General features: G+C 67.9%; 14 protein-coding genes and 1 pseudogene. 9 read left to right on the top strand and 6 right to left on the bottom strand.

The window, feature by feature from the left end:
* Positions 1–23: 23 nt before the first annotated feature.
* The 3 genes from ACZ7M2_RS26750 (at position 24) to ACZ7M2_RS26740 (ending at position 2,827) form a co-directional block, all read left to right on the top strand.
* A complete protein-coding gene (locus tag ACZ7M2_RS26750) occupies positions 24–266 on the top strand; it encodes a hypothetical protein (RefSeq protein ID WP_471597401.1) in 243 nt (80 codons plus the stop codon).
* A gap of 321 nt (positions 267–587) precedes the next feature.
* Entirely contained in the window at positions 588–1,406 is an 819-nt protein-coding gene (locus ACZ7M2_RS26745) for an SAM-dependent methyltransferase (protein WP_471597400.1), read from the top strand.
* Positions 1,407–2,107: 701 nt separating this feature from the next.
* Positions 2,108–2,827, top strand: coding sequence for an AAA-type ATPase lid domain-containing protein (locus tag ACZ7M2_RS26740; RefSeq protein ID WP_471597399.1), 720 nt, complete (start codon positions 2,108–2,110; stop codon positions 2,825–2,827).
* Between the two features lie 7 nt (positions 2,828–2,834).
* On the opposite strand, the gene ACZ7M2_RS26735 is transcribed toward ACZ7M2_RS26740, so the two are convergent.
* Entirely contained in the window at positions 2,835–3,050 is a 216-nt protein-coding gene (locus ACZ7M2_RS26735; protein WP_471597398.1) for a hypothetical protein, read from the bottom strand.
* Between the two features lie 1,491 nt (positions 3,051–4,541).
* Between ACZ7M2_RS26735 and ACZ7M2_RS26730 the strand changes: the two genes are divergently transcribed.
* The 4 genes from ACZ7M2_RS26730 to ACZ7M2_RS26715 all read left to right on the top strand — a co-directional run bounded on the left by ACZ7M2_RS26730 (position 4,542) and on the right by ACZ7M2_RS26715 (position 9,094).
* Positions 4,542–5,954 carry a family 2B encapsulin nanocompartment shell protein gene (locus tag ACZ7M2_RS26730; RefSeq protein ID WP_471597397.1) on the top strand — a complete coding sequence of 471 codons (1,413 nt, stop codon included), beginning with the start codon at positions 4,542–4,544 and terminating at the stop codon, positions 5,952–5,954.
* A 105-nt stretch (positions 5,955–6,059) separates the two neighbouring features.
* Complete coding sequence (locus ACZ7M2_RS26725; protein ID WP_471597396.1) at positions 6,060–7,370, top strand: family 2 encapsulin nanocompartment cargo protein terpene cyclase; 1,311 nt, start codon at positions 6,060–6,062, stop codon at positions 7,368–7,370.
* A gap of 17 nt (positions 7,371–7,387) precedes the next feature.
* Positions 7,388–8,269: a geranyl diphosphate 2-C-methyltransferase gene (locus ACZ7M2_RS26720; RefSeq protein WP_471597395.1), complete on the top strand. Its 882-nt coding sequence runs from the start codon at positions 7,388–7,390 to the stop codon at positions 8,267–8,269.
* 543 nt (positions 8,270–8,812) lie between these two features.
* Positions 8,813–9,094: a hypothetical protein gene (locus ACZ7M2_RS26715; protein WP_471597394.1), complete on the top strand. Its 282-nt coding sequence runs from the start codon at positions 8,813–8,815 to the stop codon at positions 9,092–9,094.
* Between the two features lie 500 nt (positions 9,095–9,594).
* On the opposite strand, the pseudogene ACZ7M2_RS26710 reads toward ACZ7M2_RS26715, so the two are convergent.
* Positions 9,595–9,906 (bottom strand): annotated as a pseudogene (locus tag ACZ7M2_RS26710) (helix-turn-helix domain-containing protein); the annotation flags it as partial.
* Positions 9,907–10,070: 164 nt separating this feature from the next.
* Here ACZ7M2_RS26710 and ACZ7M2_RS26705 point away from each other — a divergent pair.
* Positions 10,071–10,697 (top strand): IS607 family transposase, encoded by a 627-nt coding sequence (locus ACZ7M2_RS26705; protein ID WP_471597393.1) that lies wholly within the window; start codon positions 10,071–10,073, stop codon positions 10,695–10,697.
* The gene (locus ACZ7M2_RS26700) at positions 10,694–12,760 is read left to right on the top strand and encodes a zinc ribbon domain-containing protein (protein WP_471597392.1); all 2,067 of its coding nucleotides are present in this window, start codon (positions 10,694–10,696) and stop codon (positions 12,758–12,760) included. Before ACZ7M2_RS26705 ends, ACZ7M2_RS26700 begins: the two co-directional genes overlap by 4 nt.
* 754 nt (positions 12,761–13,514) lie before the next feature.
* Here ACZ7M2_RS26700 and ACZ7M2_RS26695 read toward each other — a convergent pair.
* From ACZ7M2_RS26695 to ACZ7M2_RS26680, 4 genes are all read right to left on the bottom strand, one after another.
* On the bottom strand, positions 13,515–14,762 hold the full coding sequence (locus tag ACZ7M2_RS26695) for a glycosyltransferase (RefSeq protein WP_471597391.1): 1,248 nt from the start codon (positions 14,760–14,762) through the stop codon (positions 13,515–13,517).
* A 4-nt stretch (positions 14,763–14,766) separates the two neighbouring features.
* Positions 14,767–15,765, bottom strand: a complete 999-nt coding sequence (locus ACZ7M2_RS26690) for an alpha/beta hydrolase (RefSeq protein WP_471597390.1) — start codon at positions 15,763–15,765, stop codon at positions 14,767–14,769.
* A 197-nt stretch (positions 15,766–15,962) separates the two neighbouring features.
* Positions 15,963–22,613, bottom strand: coding sequence for an SDR family NAD(P)-dependent oxidoreductase (locus ACZ7M2_RS26685; protein WP_471597389.1), 6,651 nt, complete (start codon positions 22,611–22,613; stop codon positions 15,963–15,965).
* On the bottom strand, positions 22,610–24,379 hold the full coding sequence (locus ACZ7M2_RS26680; protein WP_471597388.1) for a fatty acyl-AMP ligase: 1,770 nt from the start codon (positions 24,377–24,379) through the stop codon (positions 22,610–22,612). The genes ACZ7M2_RS26685 and ACZ7M2_RS26680 overlap by 4 nt, the downstream gene beginning before the upstream one ends.
* Between the last annotated feature and the right edge of the window lie 163 nt (positions 24,380–24,542).

Raw genomic sequence — 24,542 nt, 5'->3', positions numbered from 1 at the left:
CATGACCTGTCGTGCTACCGCGCTTGACCTATCTCCCTGCGACCAACACCCTGACGCTCCTGCGCCTGCTCCCGATGAGCGACCGCGACAAGGACATCGAGATATCTCCGCTGCGGCACCAACTCCTTGTCCTGCAGCGCCAAGCCCAAAAGCCGGTGTTCAACGAGACCGACCGCGCGACCCTCGCCGGCCTCCTGCACCAACTCCCCCAAGACAAGCTGCGGCACCACCCGCTCCTGGTACGCCCCGACACGATCCTGCGCTGACATCGCAACCTGCTCAAACGACGCCATGCCACGACCTGCACGCCCAAACGGCGCCAACACCCGCCCACATCCGCTCGGTCCGCGCGCTGATCCTGCGCCTCGCCCAAGAGAACTCCTCATGGGGGTATCGCCGGATCCACGGTGAACTCGCGACCAGTGGGCGAAACGTCGCCCACGTCGGCGTGGGGCTGCCGTCGAACGGCGAGCGGACGCCTGGGACCGTCCGCCACATGACCGCGGACCGGGCCGCCTGCACAGGGGCCGGCCGGAGGATCCCGCAACGATGGTCAACAGGCGGCGTTGCGAGGGAGAATGGCCGCCATGACGTACGAAGGCTCCTCCATCGACCCGACCAGGCCCAGCATCGCCCGCGTCTACGACTACCTGCTGGGCGGCAAGGACAACTACGCCGTGGACCGGGAGATCGGCGACGTGTTCAAGCGCGACCTGCCCGGTTCGGTGGCCATCGCCTTCGCCAACCGCGCGGCCCTGACCCGGGCGGTCGGGGAGATCGCGAAGACAACCGGCATACGGCAGTTCATCGACCTGGGCAGTGGTCTGCCGACCGCCGACAACGTCCACCAGGTCGCGCAACGGCACGCTCCCGAGTCACGGGTCGTGTACGTCGACACCGATCCGCAAGTGCTGGTCCACGGTCGGGCGCTGCTGGAGAAGAACAATCAGACCCGGGTCGTCGCGGTCGATGTGCGCAACCCCGAAGGCATCCGTACCCACCCGGACACCCTGGAAATGATCGACTTCGGTCGTCCCGTGGCCGTCATTTTCAGCGCCATCCTTCACCACGTCAACGATGAGGAGGACCCGGCCGGCATCGTCCGGTACTGGCGCGACCAGGTGCCCTCCGGGAGCTACTTCTTCGTGAGCCACTTCCGTTCCGGCAACAACCCGGAGACGGCGGAGGCCGAGAAGGTCCTCCAGGAGACGTTCGGCCGCGGCCGGTGGCGCACCGACGCGGAGATCGCCTCCCTGCTGGACGGCCTGGAGATCCTCGAACCCGGGATCGTCCCCGCACCCCTGTGGCGTCCTGAGGAGGTCGACAGCCCGTGGAACAACGGTGAGGAACGGGAACTCACCGTCTGGGAGCGCCTCATCGCCGCCGGACTGGCCCGGAAAGCCTAACGACGGGGTGCGCGATTGAGGGCTGGGGGTGCCGGCCTGGCGGTTCGGCTGATGGGTGATCACCTCTCGGCGGCGCGCGGTCGGATACCAGGCCGGCCACTCCCGAAGAACACCGAAGGCATCCGGTACAAGCTGAAACGCCTGGTCACACGGGGCATCCTCACCGAACCCGAACCCGGCCTGTTCACTCAGCCCCGCGCCTGACCACCAACCCACCCCGCCGACCAGGGCCCCTTACCCAACCCCAAGACCGAAGTGGGCATTACCTCACGTACCGCACTCTCAGAGGCGACCGAACCGGATCAACGCTGTTGCCGCATTGCTTCCTCGACCCTTGCCCTGGTCCGCCTTATCGCCCATGGGCCAGCTATCAGGACCGCAAGAGCAACCACACCCGAACTGACCAAGGTTTCGGTCCAGGGTGTTCCGCCCTGCCTCCACACCACGATCGTCGACGCAGTAACCACAGCGTCGACCCCGAGCAGGACTGCCCATAGGCGGCCCGTAGACATCGATCTATCAGACATAGGCCGTACCTTACGACGTGGTGCGTGATAATGATCGAGGCACTGCCGAGGCATGAAGTAGGCCGTGCGGCTTGAGTGTTGTTGTGATGCAATACCTGCGGGGAGGCCGGCACCGGAAAGTATGCGCTGGTCCGGGCCGTGCACCGGCATGCGGCGCCTACGGAACCGCTCCGTGTGCACGACGCGGCCGAAGCGCGGGGTGGGGCGGCGCCATGGTTACAAGCCGTCTTCCAGGATCTCGCCGAGGACCGCGGCACGGTCGTGCTGCGGCATATCGATCTGCTGCCGGCGCACGTGCTTGGGCAGCTCGACGGGGTGCTGCGCACCACGGCCGGGCGCTCCGGTTGGGTGGCCGTGCTGCTCACCCATGGCGGGCCCAGGCTGCCCGCTGCCGACGGGCAGGGCGTGTCACGACAAGTGGATCCGGCCGCCACGGTGCGGGCGCGGTTCGGGGCCGAGGTCACCGTCCCGCCACTGCGGCGCCGTCCCGCCGACATTCCTGCCCTCGTGGCGTGTCTCCTGGCCCACCACGGCGGAGGCAATGCAGGTGTCCGGTGCACCGACAGTGCGCTACGGGCCCTCTCCCAGGCGCCGTGGCCGGGCAACGTCCGTCAGCTCGACGGCTCGCTCCGTTATGCCGAGGCGCATCGTTCGGGCTCTCTGATCGAGGAGTCCGATCTCCCGCCATCCCTGCTCTCCCAGACCCAAAACCCCTTGTCCGCCTGGGAGTCCACGGAACGTGACCTGACCGTCCAGTCGCTCCTCGACCACGGTGGCGACAAGGCGAAGGCGGCCAAGGCGCTGAGCATCTCCCGGGCGACGATCTACCGCAAGATCACGGCGTACGGCATTCGGCTGGGGCCGGAGAAGGGGTGCCGCCGGGAGGGTACGTAGACGCCCGTCAGCGTCGTGTTCCCCCCCTCGCTTCCCCGGTCCGTGTGTTCCACAGCCACAGGCCGAGCGCCTCCCAGCAGCCGAGAACCACACCCGCGAGGGCGACTCCAGGCCCGGCCGACGCGCCCGCCACCGTGGCGACCGCGCCGCACACCGCCAGCAGGGCCCCGAACCCGCCCAGCATCAGCAACCGTTCGCGGTGCCCCCACAACCGTGTCCTCATCTCCGACCTCCCACTCGTCGCACCCGCGTCTTTGGACGTCGTCATGAGCCTGGCGGAGGGCTCCACCGAGCGGAGTCTCACGGTGAGACGCTCGCCCTGACCACCGTCTCGGCACCCGTCGCCAGTAGATGCGATCACGCCAGGTCCCGTGGACCAGCTCGCCACCGAGCAGGGTTGCCTGCACCTCGGTCACGGGGAGGTCTTCAGGCGGGCAGCCGAGCGGATTTCGGTCGACCACGCAAAGGTCGGCCCAGTTGCCGGGTTTGAGCAAACCGAACGCCGTGCGCGCCGAGCTGGGCCAGCCAGGCCGCGTCCGAGACGGCCGTCTTGCGGCCGGGCAGGTTCTTGACCTGGCGTTGCGTTGCCCAGGATCACTTTCAACTCGTCGGCCGGCAGGTGGTAGAAGGGCTTCCAGTAGTCCGAAGTCGCCTCGATCACGACCAGGGTGACCCCGGCAGCTAGCAGGTGCTCGCGCAGGGCCGGGACCAAGATCCGGACCAGCGACCCACCAGCTGCCTCAACCGTCCATGTTTCAGCAGGTCAGTAGCGCAGCAACCCTTTAGCACCAGCAGACCAAGCACCTGCTGGCGCTCTCCTCGAGAGTCGCGCGCTCGACCGCCACTCCCCGTGGATGCTGCCGCTTCCCTACCAAGCGGGGGCAACACGCCGCACATGTTTGTGGGGGCACAAGCCTTGAGGACCGTGAAAGAGTCATCGGCACAGGTCAGGAGCCTGCCCCCACTGCATCTCCGTAGCCCAGGGCCATTCGGTAGACGACTTCAAGAAGATCTCTCCGCACATTTCTCGACCTCTCAGTCATGCCGGAGCCGCTGCCATGCACCGAATCCAACGATCATCGCGCTGGGGTGCGACCACAGCGACCCGTGACGAACGGGCCGCACGGGAAAGCCGCATAGGACAGCGGGAAAAAGGGAAGGGGCGCTCAAGCATCCGCCCACGTTGTCACCACCGGACGCAACCGCTCTCCGTAAACATCCGGCATACCGACCAGCAGCTCTTACCGCAATGCAGGATCAACACTAACCGCGGCCTCCCGGTTCAAGAATGACCCTCGCGCTGAGCCGGCATCTTCGCTCGAATCGGCTCCAGCGCACTGCGCAGGGGCCACCGCAGGGGTTGTCGGCCGCGGGCGGGCTCCCCGACTGGCCTGATCGCCCAAGACGGCCTGGGTATACGGCACTTCCGCGGCCCCTCGATTCATCGGTCCCCCACCGTGGAAGCCGACCGGCCGTTCGCCGGGACGCGCCGCCCAATCGGGGCTGAATTCCGTCGGTACCCGGGCAAACATCGCGCGGGCTCGATCATCGTATCGAGTTAATGTCGCCGACTTCCCTTGGTCCACGGGGTGCAGCGGCCATTAGTGTTCACCTGAATCTGGACGGATTCCGCTTCGAATGCCCCCTTTCCCCCTGTTGCCCGATGGCGCCCACATACGTGCCCTGACCGCCCTGAGCAAGGAGAGCTCGCCCGATGACTGTTGACTCGAGCCAGGAAGCGCGACTGGAGCCACCCCGGCAGTCCAGCCTCGGCACGGTGGCCGCCCGCAACCTCGCCACCACCACCAAGTCCGCCCCACAGATGCAGGAGATCACCTCTCGCTGGCTGCTGCGGATGCTCCCCTGGGTGGAGACCAAGGGCGGGGCCTATCGGGTCAACCGTCGCCTGACTTACACCGTCGGCGACGGGCGCGTGGAGTTCGTCCAGGACGGCGCCGATGTCCGGGTGATCCCCCGTGAGCTCGGTGAACTGGCCCTGCTGCGCGGCTTCGACGACGTGGAGGTACTGACTGCCCTCGCCGATCGGTGCGTCCAACGCGACTTCCGGGTCGGCGAGACGCTGGTGGAGCGCGGTGCGCACGCGGATCAGCTCCACCTGATCGCCCACGGCCGCATCAGCCAGACCTCCGTCGGCGAGTACGACGACGAGGTCGCCCTGGATGTACTTGCCGATGGCGACCGGTTCGGGGACAACGCCCTGCTGGACGGGGACGCCCAGTGGGAGCACACCGCCACCGCCGAGACCTCGGGCACCCTGCTCACCCTGTCGCGCGCCGACTTCGAGGCCGTGCTGTCCACGGCGCCGGGCCTCCGCGACCACATCGAAGAATTCAAGTCGCTTCCCCGTCAACGGCAGAACCACCGCGGCGAGGCGGAGATCGCGATGTCGGCCGGTCACACCGGCGAGCATGAGCTGCCCGGCGCGTTCGTCGACTACGAACTGAAACCGCGCGAGTACGAACTCTCGGTCGCGCAGACCATTCTGCGAATCCACACGAGGGTCGCCGACCTCTACAACGGGCCGATGAACCAGACCAAGGAGCAACTCAGGCTCACCATCGAGGCGTTGCGCGAGCGACAGGAGCACGAGCTGATCAACAACAGGGAGTTCGGCCTGCTCCACAACGCCGACTTCAAGCAGCGCATCCAGACTCACTCCGGCCCGCCGACCCCGGACGACATGGACGAGCTGCTCTGCCGCCGCCGCGGGTCGAAGTTCTACCTCGCGCACCCCAGGACCATCGCGGCGATCGGGCGTGAGTTCAACGCGCGCGGGCTCTGTCCGGACCACGTCGACCTCGGTGGTCAGCAGGTCCCGGCCTGGCGCGGGGTTCCGATCCTTCCCTGCAACAAGATCCCCATCACGAAGGAGAAGACCAGCTCGATCCTCTGCATGCGTACCGGCGAGGACAACCAAGGCGTCATCGGTCTTCATCAAACGGGTCTGCCGGACGAGTACGAACCGGGTCTGTCAGTCCGATTCATGGGCCTCAACGAGCAGGCAATCACCTCCTACCTCGTCAGCGCCTATTACTCCGCCGCCATCCTCGTGCCGGACGCGGTCGGCGTGCTGGAGAACGTGCAGATCGCCCGCTGGCCCAGGTAACGGGCCCAGCCTGCAAGGCATGGTGCGACACCCCGGACCTTCCGGGTCGGTCGCGCATGCCTGAAAGGCCCCAGGACAGCCGCCCACGCCATCAAGGAGCCATCGATGCCCGCGCCTGAGCCGACACCTCCGCAGTCGAGCCTGCCAGCGGCCGCTGCCCACTTCGGGGCGCACGTCCTCACTGAAGCCGCGGCCCGCGCCTGCGATATCAAGGCTGCCACCGACGGCCCACCCTGTGCGCCGTCCTTGCCCCCACCGCCTGCGATTCCCGTGCCGGCACCGCCTCTCCCCGATGCCCCGACAGCCGTGGTACCGACACCGATCCCCGACCTGGAACGGATCCTGCGCGGCCCCAGCGGCCTGGGCACGGCGGGCCTGCGCCTGATCCTGCGAGAGGAGCCGCCGACGCCTTGGGAGCCGTCGGCAGCCACGGCGGAAGGCAGGCCGATCCCGGGCCTTTACCACCACCAGGTGGCCGAGCCCGACCCGGTGCGGGTCGAAGAGGTCAGCCGAAGGATCAAGTCCTGGGCGATGGACGAGGTCTCCCTGTATCCCGAGGACTGGGAGGAGCAGTTCGACGGCTTCTCCGTGGGCCGCTACATGGTCGGCTGCCATCCGGACGCACCCACCGTCGACCACCTGATGATCGCCACACGCCTGATGGTGGCCGAGAACGCGGTGGACGACTGCTACTGCGAGGACCACGGGGGCTCGCCCGTCGGCCTCGGCGAACGCCTTCTGCTGGCGCACACCGCACTCGACCCCGTGCACACGACGGAGGAGTACCAAGCGCAATGGGCGAAGTCGCTCCATGCGGACGCGCCTCGTCGCGCCTACCGCTCCGCCATGAACTACTTCGGCCAAGCAGCCAGCCCCTCCCAGACCGACCGATTCCGGCACGACATGGCCCGGCTTCACTTGGGGTATCTCGCCGAAGCCGCCTGGGCCCAGATGGACCACGTACCCGAGGTGTGGGAGTACCTGGCGATGCGCCAGTTCAACAACTTCCGCCCCTGCCCGACCATCACCGACACCGTCGGCGGCTACGAACTGCCGATGGACCTGCATGCCCAGGCCGCCATGCAGAAGGTCATCGCGCTCGCGGGGAACGCGACGACCATCGTGAACGACCTGTACTCGTACACCAAGGAACTCGACGCTCCGGGCCGGCACCTGAACCTGCCCGTCGTGATCGCCGAACGTGAGGGCCTCTCCGACCGGGACGCCTATCTGAAGTCGGTCGAGGTCCACAACGACCTCATGCACGACTTCGAGACCGAAGCCGCAGCCCTGACCGCCAACTGCCCCGTCCCGAGTGTGCAGCGCTTCCTGCGGGGCGTGGCCGAGTGGGTCGACGGCAACCACCACTGGCACCGGACCAACACCTATCGCTACAGCCTGCCCGACTTCTGGTAGGAAGAATGGACTCATCTGTGACCAGCACCGAACTCACCGCCACCGACGCCCCTCTACGCATCCCCGGCCCGGCGACTCCCTACCAGGGAGACATCGCCCGCTACTGGGACGGAGAGGCCAGGCCCGTGAACCTGCGTCTCGGCGATGTCGACGGTCTCTACCACCACCACTACGGCATCGGCCAAGTCGACCACTCCGCACTCGGCGACGCCGAGGACAGCGAGAGCGAGAAGACGCTGATCGCCGAACTCCACCGACTGGAGTCGGCGCAGGCCGATTTCCTCCTGGGGCACCTCGGCGACATCAGGTGTGACGACACCCTGGTGGACGCCGGCTGCGGGCGCGGCGGGTCGATGGTGATGGCGCACCAACGCTTCGGATGCAAGATCGAAGGTGTCACGCTGTCGGCCAAACAGGCCGACTTCGCCAACCAGCGTGCCCACGAACTCCGCATCCAGGACCACGTCCGCGCCCGCGTCTGCAACATGCTCTCCACGCCCTTCGAGACCGGGCAGGCCGCGGCCTCGTGGAACAACGAGTCGAGCATGTACGTCGACCTGCAGGACCTCTTCGCGGAACACTCCCGCATCCTCGAGGTCGGCGGTCGCTACGTGACCATCACCGGCTGCTGGAACCCGCGGTACGGCCAGCCTTCGAAGTGGGTCTCCCAGATCAACGCGCACTTCGAGTGCAACATCCACTCGCGCCGGGAGTACCTGCGTGCCATGGCCGACAATCGCCTCGTGCCGCAGGCCGTCGTCGACCTCACCCCCGCCACTCTGCCCTACTGGGAGCTGCGGGCAACGTCTTCGCTGGTCACGGGAATTGAGGACGCGTTCATCAACTCCTACAAGGACGGGTCCTTCCAGTACCTCCTCATCGCCGCCGACCGAGTCTGACCCTCTGCTGCCCCGGGAGGGCCCGTCCCTGACAGAACAGGCCCTCCTCTCGCAGTGCCGGTGAGCGACAGATCCGGACCACAGGGTGGTCACCAGGTAGCGGCGCGTATCGAGCCGAGTGACGACGCCGGCGAGCATGCCGCCGGCCTCCGCCATACCTGGTGCCCACACCTGGCACTGCAATTCGAGAAAGTGCTCGTCCCTGCCGGGCCGCAGTTGGCAGTCGGCGACGCGCAACAGAGCGGCGCTTTCCAGCACATGAGGCTGACTTGCCGGCGGACGCTCTGGATCAAGGATTCCCTGCGGATCCATACAGGGCGCACAAGTTCACGTTCCTGCGCGAGCAATACCGAGCCACGCTGCGCCAGGCCGGCTTCACCCACACGCTGTACTTCGAGATGATCGACGAGGGCAACAGGAAGCTCTACCTGATCTTCGGCACCCAGCACGAGCGGGGGCTGGAAAAGATGAAGGACGCCATGTGGAATGTGGACCCTTCCTACAGCGTCCGCTACCGCGACCCCCCGGGACACCCAACAGCAAATGCTGGAACTCGTATTCGAACCCGATACGGCCCCGCTGCGACGCATCTTGCGCGACTTCATCTCCGAAGCCCCCGACGGGCGAACCATCCCAGACCTCAAGCGATACGCCCTCCTGGAAACCGTCTACCGGCCCGGCCAAGTGATCGACGCCGTCCGACAGCTACGCGACACGGACGCCGTGACGACGGAACCTCGAGCCATCAACAACAAGACGCGCGTGCACCTGGCCGCGACGCCTCCGACTTCCAGTCCGGCAGCCGAGCAGGGAGCCCTATGGTGAGCAGACCCCACAGGCGTACCAACTGCACTACGGGCCTCACCGGAGCAGGCCGACGCGCCTCGTCGTATCGGCCCCCTGTCTGCCCCGGACCCCAGTCGGACCAAGCCCCCAGAAGCGCCTCAGCTGTCACCGGCGTGTCACCAACCCCGTAGACGCTCCCGGACCACAGGGAACCCGCCTACGCAAACGGCATCGTTTCGGACCACATGGACGCCAGAAGACGGTTCTGCCTACCTGTGCCATGTCGTACCGCAGGACTCGCACGCCAACACCACAGATCACGGGCCAAGATCCGGACCAGGTGCGGACCAACTCGGCTCAGCAGCAAACGATTCCACCCTTTGCCGCAGGTCAGAGGCGACGGTGAGCGTGTACCACCAACAGACCAAGAACCTGCTGGCGCCAGGTAGGCGACCAGCTGCGCCCAGTGGCAGGGAGCTGGTGATCGCGAAGACCGCTGGCGTGGCCAGTGATCCCGCGGACCTTCCCGCCCGCACCGCCGGTCGGGTGGTGACCGTCGCCACGACGAACTCCTCGTCGTCAGGCTTGAGTAGGCGGGGACGGCCTCCCGCCCACTGAGGGTCCAGACAGGCCAGGCCGATCTCGTTGAACCGGTGGATCACGTCCCGGACAGTGTCCTCGTCGGCCTGCACCAGCTGCGCGATCACCGGCACCCGGTTCGGGCCAGCCGAGGCCAGCAGCAGCATCGCGCGCCGGTATCGCACCGAACTCGTGCCGCCCCGGCACGCGATCTGCTGCAGCCGCTGTCCTTCCTGGTCGGTCGGTCTGCGCACACGGACAGGCTCGGCCACCGCGCCTCCAGCGGTCGGATCGGACGTCACCGCATATCCAACCGCCACGACCATCAACACGGCGAACCTACGCGGTCACAGCACTAGCCACGACGGCAGTCTCAAAAGCAGGCTCACCAACTTCATTAGTCATCCCTAGTGTTGTGCATGTATGGTTGCGGGGCATGGAGTTGCTGCGTATGTCCAAGGCTGCGAAGCGTCTCGGGATACACCCGATGACGCTTCGTCAGTGGGCGTTGGACGGCAAGATCCCCTTCACGTGGGTCGGTCGTGAGCGCCGGTTCTCCTCGGTTGATGTGGAGAACATGAAGCGCGGCAGTGACTCTTCAACTTCGCGCCCGCGTCTGGAGTTGCTGTATGTGCGCGTGTCCGGCTCGTCCGGGCAGGAGTCCTCGTTGGAGGCGCAGGAGGCTGAGCTGCGGGCCGCCTCGACGGGCGAGATCGTCAAGGTCGTCCGAGATCGTGGCTCGGGCCTGAAGGAGAACCGGCCCGGTTTGAACAGGGTGTTGGCCATGGTAGCTGACGGCTCAGTCACTGTCGTGCGCGTCACGCATGAGGACCGGCTGGCCCGGTTCGGTGTGAGCTGGCTCAAGCGGTTGTTCGCCGTGTACGGGGTCACCGTGGAGGTGTTGCACCCGAGGAAGCTCGGCGGCCGGGATGAGCTGCTGGAGGATTTCGTCTCTCTGGTGACGACGTTCGCCGGGCGCTTGTATGGGATGCGTAGTGCGGAGAACCGCAAGCGGCTGCTGGCCGAGTCCGGCCAGTGCGGCGACGAAGGCGGGGCTGCGTGAGCCGGAAGCTGCCCCTCGCTGACGGCGAGACCTGCCGCACCGCCTGCGCCCGCGCCCTGATCCGGTCGGGCGTGGATGAGAAGACCGGCGAAGTCCTCACCTGCGCCGCTCTGGCGGAACGGGTGGGCTGGTGTGCTGACCTCGTGGCCGGGATGACCGGTGCGCTGCTGGACGGACACTGGAATACCAGCGACGTGGATACGCTGGCCGGCGGACAGGACCCGGGCGGCCGGAAGCTGCCGTCGAACGCGTGGATGGCACTGCGCCGCCTGGGCTGGACTGTCTCCTGCGAGGTGAAGGTCAACGATCGGATCGTGCGCATGGCCCAGGAGCAGGCGGGTCGTGCACTGCGGTCGGTGAAGTGGCGCGCCGATCTGGTAGCCGGTGTGCTGGCCGTCTGGCCCGAAGACCCGAACAAGCGCACCGGCGAGGAGTGGGACGCGGTGCGTGCCGCGATACCGGGCGGCGAGCACCTGCCGTCCAGCGTCATCCGTTCCCGCACCCGGCAGATCACCTCCTTCGAGCGCATTCACGGCCGTCGCCCGGTCGACGTGTTCGAGCTGGAGCCCACACCGCGTGTGGCCCGCATGTTGCTCCTCGCCGCCTGCGACGGGCAGCAGGCCGCCATCGAACGGTCCGCGATCGAGCCGACGAAGGCCCTGCTGCGGCTGCAACTCCCCACTCGGCCAAGCCCGCAGACATATCGTGACTGGACCTGGGTTGAGTGCTCGATCACGCTGCCGCCCACGGTTCCGGCGAACGCGGTGATCCACCTGCCCACCCTGCGCATCGCGGGCGGGAAGGTACGCGCCGATCTCGCCTACACCCACCCCGTGCCCAAGATCCAGCGCACCGGCAACACGGTCGCGCTCGGCGTGGACTGGGGCCTGAACACCCTTCTCAGCACGGGTGCGGCCCGGCTGCACAACGAGGGACAGATCACCGATCTCGGGGCGGGCGCGCAGTTCCGGGCCGCTGGTGTGCTGGCCAAGCAGTACCGGCTGCGTCGAATCTCGGAGCGTCTGCACGCCAAGACCGACCACTACGACCGGCTCGCCGACCCCTCCTTGGACAGCAGGGCGGCGACCCTGGCGGAGGAGATCCGGCGCGTCTCGGCGCGCCGCTCGAACCTCAATGACGCGTTGGCATGGTCTGCCGCCCGCTGGGCCGTGGACCAAGCTGTTGCGGCCGGGGCCACGGTCATCTACCTGGAAGACCTGCGGTCGATGGAAGCCGGTGGCATGGGCCGCACCCAGAACACCCGCCTCTCGCAGACGGTGCGCGGGCAGATCGCCGACCACATGCGCCACCTTGCCGCCGAAGTCGGTATAGCCGTGGTTACTGTGCCGCCGCGCAACACCTCCAAGCACTGCCCCGCGTGTCTGACCTCGCTCCGCCACCGCAAGGCACCGGACCGGCCCACCGTGCCGGGCTGGAAGTGGGCCATCTGCCCCGGATGCGGCTGGCAGGGCGACCGGGACCAGGGCGCCTGGCGACGTATTGCCGCACGCGGCCTCGCTCACCAGACCAAGACAGTTGTGGACCGCACGAGCGGCGCCATGGTGATCCGCGCCGTGGTGGACGCGATGGAAGCCAAGTCCGTCATCGCGGCCACCCCGAAGACCCACCGGACGGACCGGTCGAAGACCAGCCCCACCCGGCCAAGAACCAACCGCCTCACGCCCGGGCGACGTGAGGTTCCCTCCCCGACGCGGCCCCTCGGCCGTGCCGGTCAGCGTCCGGAGGGACACGCACCAACGGACCGGACCCGGCTGCCCCGCGCAGCCCACCGGCACCAGAGCGTGACCACGATCAGCACACCCACCACCAGCCGACACCGGCCACGCGGAGCAGCACTGGGCGCGGGATTCCATCTCCACGCCCACGCTTCCCCACCCAGGTGGGCAGAACCCGCGCCGGATCTTACGGTCGCATGGGATCGCTTAGCTGATCAGAGACGCTCGGGACGCCCCTCAAGCGGACTCGCCAGCATCCAGCTCGCTGCCCGTAGGCACCGGGCGCACAGCCTGCCGCGCGAGGGGCAAAAGTCCGGCTGCCCGTAGTACCGCCGGTCTCACCGCGGACGGGTCTCCACTGGCCACCCAACGGAAGCGGGCCACCATCATCATGTCGTCGACGCTCTCACGCACGAATCCGTCGACGATGCCAAGGCCGCCCGGGCATTCGCGCAGCACCACATCGCCCGGCTCCTCATCATCCACGATCTGCTGGTAGTCCTCCGAGTCGGGGAAACCCGAGAACTCGTACACCTAGTGACTCATGCCTGCCATCCTGCCGGGAACAACGAGCACCCACTGGTCAGACGCAACGGCGGTGGAGCGGATCCGGCCGAAGGGATCAGAGGCGGCGCTGATCAGACAAGTCCGCGGCCCACGGGGCCTGGAGCCGGTCGTCGGCTGGCCTGTGCCACGGGCCGTCACGGATACCCTCGGCATGGAAATGGCCCGAATGCCGTCGTTTCGCGGAGGTGAACCGCGATGGCTCTCCCCGTACACCACCGGCCCGGCCATCTCATGGAACGAGCGTTTCCCTCCCCGGGCTGGGTCGAGCTGATCGCCGCCGAGTTCGACGGCTTCTTCGAGCGGATGAACCGGTTTTTCAGGCCGCCGGTGCGCGCCCTCCGTCAGGGCCTTCTCGCCCCTGACCGACCTGCACGAAACGGACGACGCCCCGTGGTCGGGGCGGAACTGCCGGCATCAAGCCCGAGGACATCGACGTCGAGGTCGGCGAGCCGGAACTGTGCCGGCTTTCGAGCCCGGCACCGGAAACGTTCCAGGACGTCTTGATCAGCCGTGATCACGCAGAGCCGACTCCGAGCCGGTCCAAGACCTGACAGGCCTGGGCAACCCCGTCCTCGGCTTCCAGGTCCCGGCCGAGCCGGCGCGCGGTCTCGGTGTAGGGGGCATGCCGGGTGAGGGCGTGCAGGTGATCGACGAGGGCGGCAACGGTGAGCTTACGGACCGGCAGAGGCACGGGCCCCGCGCCGAGTTCGTGCACCCGTGCGGCCCAGTAGGGCTGGTCTCCGAAGAACGGGCAGATCAGGGAGGGTCTTCCGGCGCGCAGTGCCGAGGCCGTCGTGCCGGCTCCGCCGTGGTGGACGACAGCGGCCATCCTGGGAAACAGCCAGTCGTGGGGGGTGTCGCCGACCACGAGGATGTCGTCCTCGCTGGTGGCGGGGTCCCCTGGCAGCACTCCACGCAGGTTCGCCCGACGCAGGGCCGTTCGTACAAGGGCGTCGGTCGCCTCGGGGTCGCCGGTTTTCATGCTGCCGAATCCGACGTAGACGGGCGGGGGGCCGTCGGACAGAAAGGCAAGCAGTCGCCGTGGTGGGGTCCACAGCGGCTGATCATGGTGCCAGAAGCCGGTGACGTGGACGTTCCGTCCCCAGTCGGACGGTCTCGGCACGACAGTGGGGCTGAACGCACACAGCACGGGGGCTTGGCGAACCGGCCGGAAGGGGGCCGGCAGGGACAACTCCGGGAGGCCCAGACTCTCCCGTCGCCATGCGTTGACGAAGCGCCGGAACACCATCCAGGACCCGAGGTCGACGGCACCGAAACTGAGCCGGTTACCCACGCCACCCAGCATCCGGGCAGCCGGCGCGAACGGGTGCGGAAAGACCTTCGTGGGCTGGCTGGGCTGGAAGTGAATGACGGCGTGCGGGACCTGGAGGTACTCGCTCAGGTGAAGACCGAGGAAGCTGAAGGTTGGTGCCAGAACCAGGTCGGCTCCCTTCGCGCCGACCTGCGTCTCCTCAAGCATCGACATCATGCGGGGTCGTAGGACCCGGTCCATATGACGGATGAACGCCACCGGGTTCCGTCGTCCGGCGAGGAGTTCCTGCCCCTCGGCCGACTCGACGATCTCCACCGGGTCGACCGGAAGGGGATGAAGATCCAGACCCGCCTCGGTGATCAGACGCCGATAGCGGAGACTGGCCAGGATCCTCACCGTATCGCCCCGACGGAGCAGTGCTCGCCCCAGTGCCAGGCAGGGCTGGACGTCGCCGCGGGATCCGGCGGCGAAAATCACCACTGTCCGCATGACGTCACGACCCGATTGACTTCATGACCGACGGCCAGATGCTGTGCAACTCCGCCTGCCAGTACGGCCAGGAATGGGTCCCCGGCGTGTATAGATGCGTCGTGACATCGACGCCCTCAGAGCGGAGCGACCGCGCGAATCTTTCGACCTGCCCCGACAGCGGTGCCTCGCCCAGCATGCTCACCAGAACAACACCGTCGGAGCGTCCCTTGTCCAGCGGTCCGGGCTGGCTGGTGCCCGCGGAGAGATGAACGTGCATTCCGCGGAAGGCACGCGGCATTGCAACAGGGTTGTGGGCCCGCCAGACTTCGGCGTTCTCCACCGGGTCGCCCCAGACATCTCTAATGTCGATACCTTCCTTCGCGGTACCAAGGGCGAGTTCCAGGCGCGCGGCAGGATCGTTCAGATCCACGTAAGAGCTCATTGAGGCCACGTACCGGAACATCCCCCGATTGTGCGCCGCGTAGTTGAGTGCGCCGAAGCCACCCATGGACAGTCCCACGACGGCTCGTGCGTGGCTCGCCCGGAACTTCTTCTCCATGAGCCGCACTAGTTCGTGGGTGTGAAAGGTTTCCCAGCGGGGAGTACCGGCGAACCAGTCGCTGTAGTAACCATTCTTTCCGGCGTCCGGCATGACGACCAGCGCGTCAGAGTTCTTCGTCACCGCTTCCACGTCTGTCTCGCGTGTCCAGGACGTGTAGTCGTCGTCGCCGCCGTGGAACAAGTAGACAACCGGAAAGGTGGTTTTCGACTTTTCTTTCCAGTGCACGGGAAGAATGACACGGACCGGGATGGAAATTCCCATCGCCGGAGAACGGACCATGAGATCGCGCATTCGCTTGTCAATGACTTTCACGCCAGTGACACTGGCCTCCGCATGGTGAGGCCGGGGCGAGGCGTCCGGTTTCCACTCAGCCGCGTGCGCCTCGGTCGAGAGAAGAGCCGCGGCGAGGCAGAGGCAGACCAGATTCTTTTTCGCGTACTTCAGGAAAGTGACCGACACAGGCGGGATCATGACCAGATGCGTTGATCACCGCCAGCAGACACCCCGTTCAACGGAGGACGAATGGTCCGTACAGCCGATCAGCGGTCGCGGGGTACCAGGCCCGGCATCACCCGCTCGCAGGCCGTGCTCTGGTGGGTGAAAAGCGGTCGCGCCTGTTCCACAGGTGAGCCCGCGGAACAGGCGCGGTGCGCCGATCACCGGGTGGGCCACCCCATGGCCCGGGTGACGTGCTGCGCGATGGTCTGGACGTGCGGGGGGTCGATGACGGACAGATGGTCGCCGTCGACCGGAACGATCTCGAGGGTGTGACACAGGGGCGCCCACCCCAGGTCGGCGTCCTGCCGGAGATAGCGCGGGTCCAAAGCGGCGGTGAGCTGTTGCGGTTGCTTGGCGCGATAGAGCACCACGTGGCCCTCCTGGGGGCGGGGGACATACCGTTCGCCGACGCGGGCGTCGATGTACGAGGTCCGTTGGTGCTCCATGATCCCTGGGCTCATGTCGAGTCCTGCCTCGGCGACCAGACGCATGACAACGTCGATCTGCTGATCGTCCGGGGTGGCCGCCAGCTCTTCGTAGGGCAAGTCGAGGCGGTGCCCGTACGTCTTCTCGATGTATTCGGCGAAACGGCCGAAACGCTCGAGCAGGAACTCCCGTGATTCCGGTTCCGGCAGGACGGGGGGCAGGATGGTGTCGATCAACCCGAGAAACCCGATGTCCTGTCCCTCTTCCCTCAGTTGAAGCGCCACTTCATAGGCGAGACACCCTCCGAAAGACCAGCCGAGCAGGTGGTACGGCCCTTCGGACTGGATGTCACGGATGAGTGTGCGGTAGCGGGCCGCCTTCTCCTGCATGGTGCTCAGCTCGTCGACGCGTTCCAGGCCGTACACGGGCTGTTCGGCCGGCAGCAGCCCCGTCAGTGGCAGGTAGACGGAGGTCGGGCCACCGGCAGGGTGGAAGGTGAACAGCGGGGGCCGTTCCGACCCGGGGAGGGGAGGACGCAGGGTGGTGAGTGCCGACCTGCCGGTTCGGTTGACGATGGGCCGGATCAGTTCGGCGACTGCTGCGACGGTGCGCTGGGCGAGGATGGCGTCGGCCGTCAGGCTCAACTCGGCGTCGTCGCCCAGGCGCCGGCGAATGACGTCTGCCATGGCCGCGGCGGTGTCGTGGTCTCCGCCGGCGGTGATGAAGTCCTCGCGGATGTCGCTCGGCCCTTGCCGCAGGACTTCGGCCCAGGAGCTCGCGACCAGCCGCTCCGCAGCGTCCCTGGGGCTGAGGACGCTCGGCAGCGTGAGTGTGGACGGCTCGGCCCGGCGAGTGTCCTGGGACGCCGTCGGCTCCGTGGCGTCCAGTCCAAGCTGTTCGAGCACCGCGCGTCCGATTTCACGCAGGCTGGCGCCGCGCAGCAGCCGGGAGGCGGGCACGTCGACGCCGAAGTCCTGGCGGATCGTGTTCTGGATGCGTACCGCCACCAGGGAGTCCAGGCCCAGTTCGGTCAGCGGGGCCGTCTCGCCGAGTTCGGCGGCCGCGAATCCCATGATGGCCGCCGTTCTTCTGACCATGCGTGCGTACACCGTGTCTGCGGCGGAGCTGCCGAGAGCCTCGATGCCGTCGGGGCCGACCCAGTCGTCGGCGCCGGGTGAACCGTTTTCGAGGATGCCGGAGAAGAAGGGAATGGCGGACAGGCCGGGGAATGCCTCCTGCACGCGCTCCGCGTCGAGGTGGACGACGCCCACGTGCGCGCAGTTGAGGCTGACGAGTGCCTGCAGGACGTCCATTCCCTCGCTCACTTGGATGGGCTCCAGCGCCAGCAGCTGATTCCCGGCCGTCATGCCGACGTTCTCCCAGGGGCCCCAGGCGATGGAGGTCGCGGGCAGGCCGCTGGCTCTGCGCTGGTGGGCCACGGCGTCGAGCCAGGCATTGGCAGCCGCATAGGCGGACTGTCCGGGTGAGCCGAGCAGTGCCGCCGCGGAACTGTAGATCACCCACCAGTCCAGATCGTGGTCGGCGATAGCCGCCTCGAGGTTCCGGGCTCCTACGGCCTTCGGCCGCAGCACCGTGTCGATATCCGCCGAATCCAGGTCGGTGATCATGCCGTCGTGCAGGACGCCGGCACAGTGCGCGATGCCGCGCAGGGTGTGGCCGTCGGCGAGCGCGGCACGCACCAGGTTCTCGGCCACGTCGATGTCCGCGATGTCCCCTTGGACCACGGCGACAGATGTTCCCCGTTCCTGTAGCTCGGCGAGGACGGCCTGGGCCTCGGGTCCCGGGGCACGGCGTCCGTTGACGACGATATGGCCGGCACCCTGCTCGGCGAGCCGGCTCGCGGTAGCCAGGCCCAGTCCCGTCAGGCCCCCGGTGATGATGTACGCCCCGTCCGGACGGGTGAAGGCCACGGTGTCGTTGCGCTGTGCGCTGAGGTCGGCCCGGGCGAGACGCGCGGTGAGGCGTGTGCCGGCCCTCCAGGCGATCTCGTCCGTGTCGCTGCCCGCGAGGAGTTCACGGGCGAGGTCGTCGACCGCGCCGGGCTGTTTGTCGATGTCTACCAGCGAGGCCCGCAGCTGAGGGTGTTCGAGCGCGAGAACCCGGACGAGTCCACGCAGGCAGGCGAGAGACGGCGTCCCGGGTTCCCCGGACCCCGTCGCCTGTGCCAGCACGGTGGCCATCCACAGGCGTGGCGGTTGCCGGTGCGTTGCGCCGGCGAGGCGGCGCGCCAACCGTGCTGCCCTGTGCAGTGACCGTACGTCGTCGTCGCGTTCGTCCTGCTGGAAGAACAGGACTACGGCGCTCAGGCCGTCCTGCGGGCTCTCAAGCCAGGCGTCGAGTACGGCGTCGCAGGCGTCGTCCCGGGCATCGGTCGCCGTGACGTCGACACCGCCGGCTTCCAGGGCTGCCACGAGCGAGGCCGTGGCGCGGCCCGCGGCGTCTGGTTCGTCACTGATGAGCAGGGCACGCTGCAGACGCTGCGACGGCAGGGGAACGGTGGACTTCTCCCACTGGATGTCGTACGTGCACGTCTCGAGGGACCGCGGCACTTCGTTCCGCTCGACGGGCCGCAGCTGAACGAACCGGGCGACGATCTCGCTCGTGTCGCCCCGGGCGGAGACGTGCCACTGGTCGATGTTCGCGTCCGTCGGGCCAGCGCCGTCGGCGGGGGCGCGGCTGATGTCATAGCCGGGGTCAAGGACGCCCGGCCCCTTGATGAGCAGGGACCGTACGCCGACCGGGACGGTGTGTGTGGCAGCTTGGACGGCGCGGTCGCCGACCGGTGGTGTGTCCTCGGCGCCCTGCGCCTCCAGTATGGCGGTCAGGACATGTGCGTAGGACGGCCGGTGGTGGGACAGGGGGTCCTTGGGAATGAAGTGCTGGGCAAGCGTCGGCTTCGTTTCCGGCTCGGGATGAGGCTCGCCTTGGGGTTCCGGGGCGCGGGTGACGCGGGCCGAGGCGTAGCAATGCCAAACGGTCTCGGCGCCGCGGGCGTGGAGGGTGATGGTTCCGTGCGTGCCGGAGTCCGGTTCCCACACCGTGGTCAGGGGGGTGCTGCTGGAGATGGCGAGCCACCGGTGGATCTGCAGGTCCTCGATGCCGAGGTGGGTGATGCCCTCCCGGGCCCACAGGTCCAGGCCGGCTTCGATCATCAGCTCCGCGGCCTCGGCGAGGGTCAGCACCGCTCTGCCGTGGACCGTGCCGCGAGTGCCGTGCCAGTTCGTGCCGACGTCTCCCTGCCACAGCACCGCGCCGGTTCTCGGGTCGTCGGTGCGCACCCCCAGCAGGGGATTGCCGCCGGCTTCGGTCGATCGGACGCAGCGGGGGAACCAGAACCGTTCATGCCGCCACGCGGGCGTGGGCAGTGCGGTGCGCGCACCGGCAGGCCACAGCCCAGGGTTCAGCGGAACGCCGGCGAAGTGCAGCCGTGCCAGCGCGACTCGTAACTGGACGGTGTCGTCGGTGTTCTTGCGGAGGGTCGGGACGACCAGTGCCTGCTCCCCCGCCGGGGTGGCGTCGAGGCTCTCCGTGAGGGGGACGACGACGATGGGGTGGGGCGAGATCTCCAGGAACAGGGTGTGGCCGTCCTCGGCTGCTGCTGTCACCGCCTGTTGCAGAAGCACTGGGCGACGGGCGTTGGCGCACCAGTAGCTCGCATCGGCCGCCGGGCCTGCGCGGGGATCATCAAGGACTGTGCTGTACCAGGGTGTGGCGGGCGGGTGCGGGCACAGGTCGGCAAGATCCTCGCTCAGTGGCGCCAGGATGGGATCGATCAAGGCTGTGTGGGCGGCTCCGTCCAACTCCAGCAGTCGGGCGAGCTGGTCCTGGCCGGTCAGCTCGTCCACCAGGTCGCGCACCGCTTGGGCCGGGCCGGCCACCGTGCAGCGTTGGGGCGAGGAGTGAACGGCGACCTCGACACCGGGAAAGCGGCTGAGGACGGCCGTCCGGGACTCTACGGGCAGCTCCACCGCGGCCATCGCGCCGGCCTGGCTGCCTTCGAGGATGGCGAGGTGGGCCGACCGGCGGACGATGACGCGCACTCCGTCTCGGTCGTCGAGAGCACCGGCGACCACAGCGGCTGCGACCTCGCCCATCGAGTGTCCGATGACGGCGGCGGGTTCCACGCCATGGGCCTGCATGGTCCGCGCCAGGGCCAGCTGGATTCCGAAGATCAGCGGCTGGATCCGGTCCGCTGTCTTGGTCAAATCGGCCATGAGCATGTCGGTCAGGGAGGAGCCGGTCTCCGCAAGGAAGAGCGTATCGAGCTCGGACACCTGGGCGGCGAAGACGGCGTCGTCGGTCAACAGGCGCCGTCCCATGCCTTCCCACTGTGAGCCGTAGCCGGAGAAGACGAAGACCGGTCGCTGCGCTGCGAACGACTGCGCCGCTCGTACGTCCGTGCACGCGGCCACCACGCCGGGTACCGTCTCCCCCTGGGCCAGTGCGGCCAGCCCGGCAGCCGCGTCGGAGTGGGTCCGCGCGACGACGGCGGCGCAGGACGGGCCACGGCGGTACGAGGCGAGCGTGTGGGCGATGTCGGTGAGGGCGGGCGCGCCGTCGGATGCCACCCATTGCGACAGACTCGCGGCCACGTCGGCGAGCCGGTCCGCGGAACGGGCTGACACCATCAGGATGTGCGGGTTGTCGGCCTCTTCGTCGTCGCTGTGCGTGGGATGCGCGCTGGTCGGGGACGCCTGCTCGAGTACGGCGTGAGCGTTCGTACCGCCGAAGCCGAAGGCCGACACACCGGCGCGCGCCGGACGGTCCCCGGCCGTCGGCCATGCGGTCGGTTCGGTGACCACGCGCAAGCCCAACTCGGTGAAGTCGATGTGGGGGTTGGGGCTGTGGAAGTGCAAGCTGGCTGGGATACGGCCGTGATGCAGGGCCAGCGCCGTCTTGATCAGACCGACAATGCCGGCCGCGCCTTCGAGATGGCCCAGATTGCTTTTGACCGATCCGATCAGCAGTGGCTGGTCGGGCTGCCTGCCACGTCCGAGGACCGCCCCGAGGGCGGTCCCCTCGATGGGGTCTCCCAGAAGGGTGCCGGTCCCGTGCGCCTCGACGTAGTCGACTTCGGCCGCGTTGACGTCTGCGTCGCGGAGGGCGTCGCGCAGCAGCTCTTCCTGCGCTGCGGGGTTGGGTGCCATGAGCCCCGCCGATCGACCGTCTTGGTTCACGGCGGTGCCCCTGATGACGGCGAGTACCCTGTCGCCGTCGCGCCGGGCGTCGGCGAGCCGCTTGAGCACGACGACGCCGCAGCCCTCACCGCGGGTGAATCCGTCCGCCGCGGCGTCGAAGGGCTTGCACCTGCCGTCCGCAGCCAGTGCGCCGGCCTGGTCGAACGTGGCCGTGACCGCCGGGGACAGAAGGAGATTGACTCCTGCGGCCAGTGCCGTGTCGCACTCTCCGTTGCGCAGGCTGCGGCAAGCCAGGTGCACGGCCACGAGAGACGACGAACAGGCGGTGTCGACGGTGATGCTGGGGCCCCGCAGGTCAAGCAGATAAGACACGCGGTTGGCGGCGATGCTGCCGGCGGCTCCGGTGCCGGTCCATGCGGTCAGTCGCGCGGGGTCAGACGTGGTCAGATGCCCATATTCGAGGGCGCTCAGGCCGACGAAAACACCGGTGGATGTGCTCTGCAGGGCGAGGGCGGGTACGCCCGCTTGGTCCAGTGCCTCGCAGACGACTTCGAGCAGCAGCCGTTGCTGGGGATCCATGACTTCGGCCTCGTGCGGCGTGATGCCGAAGAACTTGGCGTCGAACCCCTCGATGTCGTCGAGAAAGCCACCCCACTGCGTGGTGGATTCCATGAGGGCGGTGACATCGGGTGCCGTGCCGACGAAGTCCGGCCAGCGTTTCTCGGGCACCTGGCCGACCGCGTCCGTTCCCGCCATCAGCTGGTCCCAGAACGCGTCCGGCCCGTGCACGTTGCCGGGCAGACGACACCCGATGCCGACGACGGCGATGACACCGTCGTCGGTGCGGGCGCTGGCGGCCGCCTCATCGGGCGTACGCGGCTGCCGGTCCGACTGCGCGGCATCGGCCTGGTCGGCGTTCATCAGGGCGGCGACGAGTTGTCCGATGGTGGGGTACTCCCACAGCAGCGTGGTGGCCAGTGATCGGTCCAGGAGCTTCTCCAGTTCGCCGGTCAGTCCGACGGCGTCGCGGGAGGTGAGACCGTACTCCGCCAGAGGCCGGCCGTCGTCGAGTTGTTCCGGCGCGATGCCACTGATGTCCGAGACCAACTGCACCAGTGCACTGCGCAGCTCGGCAGCGCCCGATCCGGATCGACCGTCCGTGATGGAGGTGGTGGCCTCGGTGTTGTCCTCGACCGCCTCCTCGTGTTCGCCTGGCTGGTTCATGCGTCGTCGGTCTCCTTCTGTACGTGCGTGTCGGAGGTCCAGGTACCCCGGAGGTAACGCTCACGGCAAGCGCCGCGGGCGACCTTCCCGCTGGTGGTGTGCGGTACGGTGCCGGGCTGAGCGAGGACGAAGTCGTGCATCGCGATGGCGTGACCGGCGGACACCGCCGCACGTACCGCGCGTGTCACCTCGTCCCGGACCCTGTGGGGTTCCGCAAGGTCACGGGCGTGCTCGGCTACGACGATCAGGCGTTCCCCGTCGTCGGTGGGGACGGAGAACGTCGCGATGTGATGACGGCGGATCGCCGGGTGGGCGTTCTCGACGGTGTGCTCGATGTCCTGCGGATAGTGATTGGTCCCGTCGACGATCACGAGATCCTTGAGGCGACCGGTGATGTAGAGGTGGTTGTCGTGCCACACCCCGAGGTCTCCCGTGCGCAACCAGTGCTGCGTCCCCTCGCCCGAGGTGTCGCTGTGGAGGGTGGCGCGGAAGGTCGCCTCGCTCTGTTCCGGCCTTCCCCAGTAGCCGCGTCCGACGTTGGGGCCGCTCAGCCAGATCTCGCCCACACGCCCGTCCTCCAGCCGGACGAGGCTGACCGGGTCGACGATGGCGGCCGCCTGGTCCGTGGGCCGCCCGCAGCCGACCAGGCGGCTCACGGCCTGTTCCTCGGTGCCCCCGGCCGGCCGAGCGGTGCCGGCCGCCAGCGCGTCGCGGTCGAAGGAGGTGACGGTCGGTTCCTCACCGGCCGGTGAGGCAGATACGAACACGGTCGCCTCGGCCAGCCCGTAGGACGGACGCATCGCCGTGGGGACCGCGCCGACTGGGGCGAAGGCTTGCTGGAATCGCTGGAGCGTCTGCTCGGCGATGGGTTCACTGCCATTGATCATGGCGGCCACCGACCCCAGCGACAGCGTTGCGCGCTCCTCGTCGGTGACGCGGCGCACACAGTAGTCGTACGCGAAGTTGGGTGCTGCGGTGAGCGCACGCGGGTGTTTGCTGAGCAGTCGCAGCCAGCGGACGGGCTGTTGGACGAAGGCCAGCGGATCCATGAACACGGAGTGGACGTTGCCGACGACGGGAAGCACGATCGCCAGCACGAGCCCCATGTCGTGGTACACGGGAAGCCAGCCGACGGTGCAGTTGCGCCCGGCTCGGATGTCGTACGCCTTCAGCGCCTGGCGTGCATTGGCGCAGACGTTGGCGTGGGTGATCTCCACGCCGGACGGCATGCGGGTGGAGCCCGACGTGTACTGCAGGTAGGCACACTCCTCGGGGCGCGGATGAGAATATTCCCCGTCCGCTGGTTCGGCACATGCCGTCCCACCCGAGAGCAGGTCCTCCTCGGTGGCCACTCGCACACGGAGACCGTCCTGGTCGGCGCAGAACTTCTCTGTGTCCGGAAGCGAGTCGGGGCTGGTGAGAGCGAACACCGGGTCGGCGTCGGCGAGCGCGGCGGCCAGTTTCTCTGCATGGCCCGGCAGAGTCGGGGGGAACAGGGGTACGGCGATCGCACCGGCGCACGTGGCCGCGAGGAAGCCGACGACGTAGTCCAGGTTCTGCGGCCCCACGAGGGCCACCCGTTCACCGACCGCACCGCCGTGACGCAGGACCGCCGCGAGAGTACGGACCCTCTTCTCCAGTTGGCGCCATGTCAGAGACGCGGAGGCTCCTTCGCGATCGGTGCTGAAGTCCACGAAAGTGAACGCATTTTCGGCGGGGGCCTGCTCCGCGGCCCGAGTGAGATGATGACTGATCGTGTCTTCCATGGTTTTCAGCATGCAGTCACCGAACCTTCGTTCTCGACAGGCAGCGCGGCTCCTCGGCCGTCGGCCATTCCGAAGAATTGACGACAGACGTCGCCGCCCGTCATCCATCCCCAACGCATGGTGGCAATGATGATGATCATCACTACATATAGGCGCACCGGGG

This window comes from Streptomyces sp. NPDC111507, from assembly GCF_055638955.1.
Note: the sequence above shows the minus strand (reverse complement) of the source record. Positions and strands in the feature narration are given on the sequence as shown.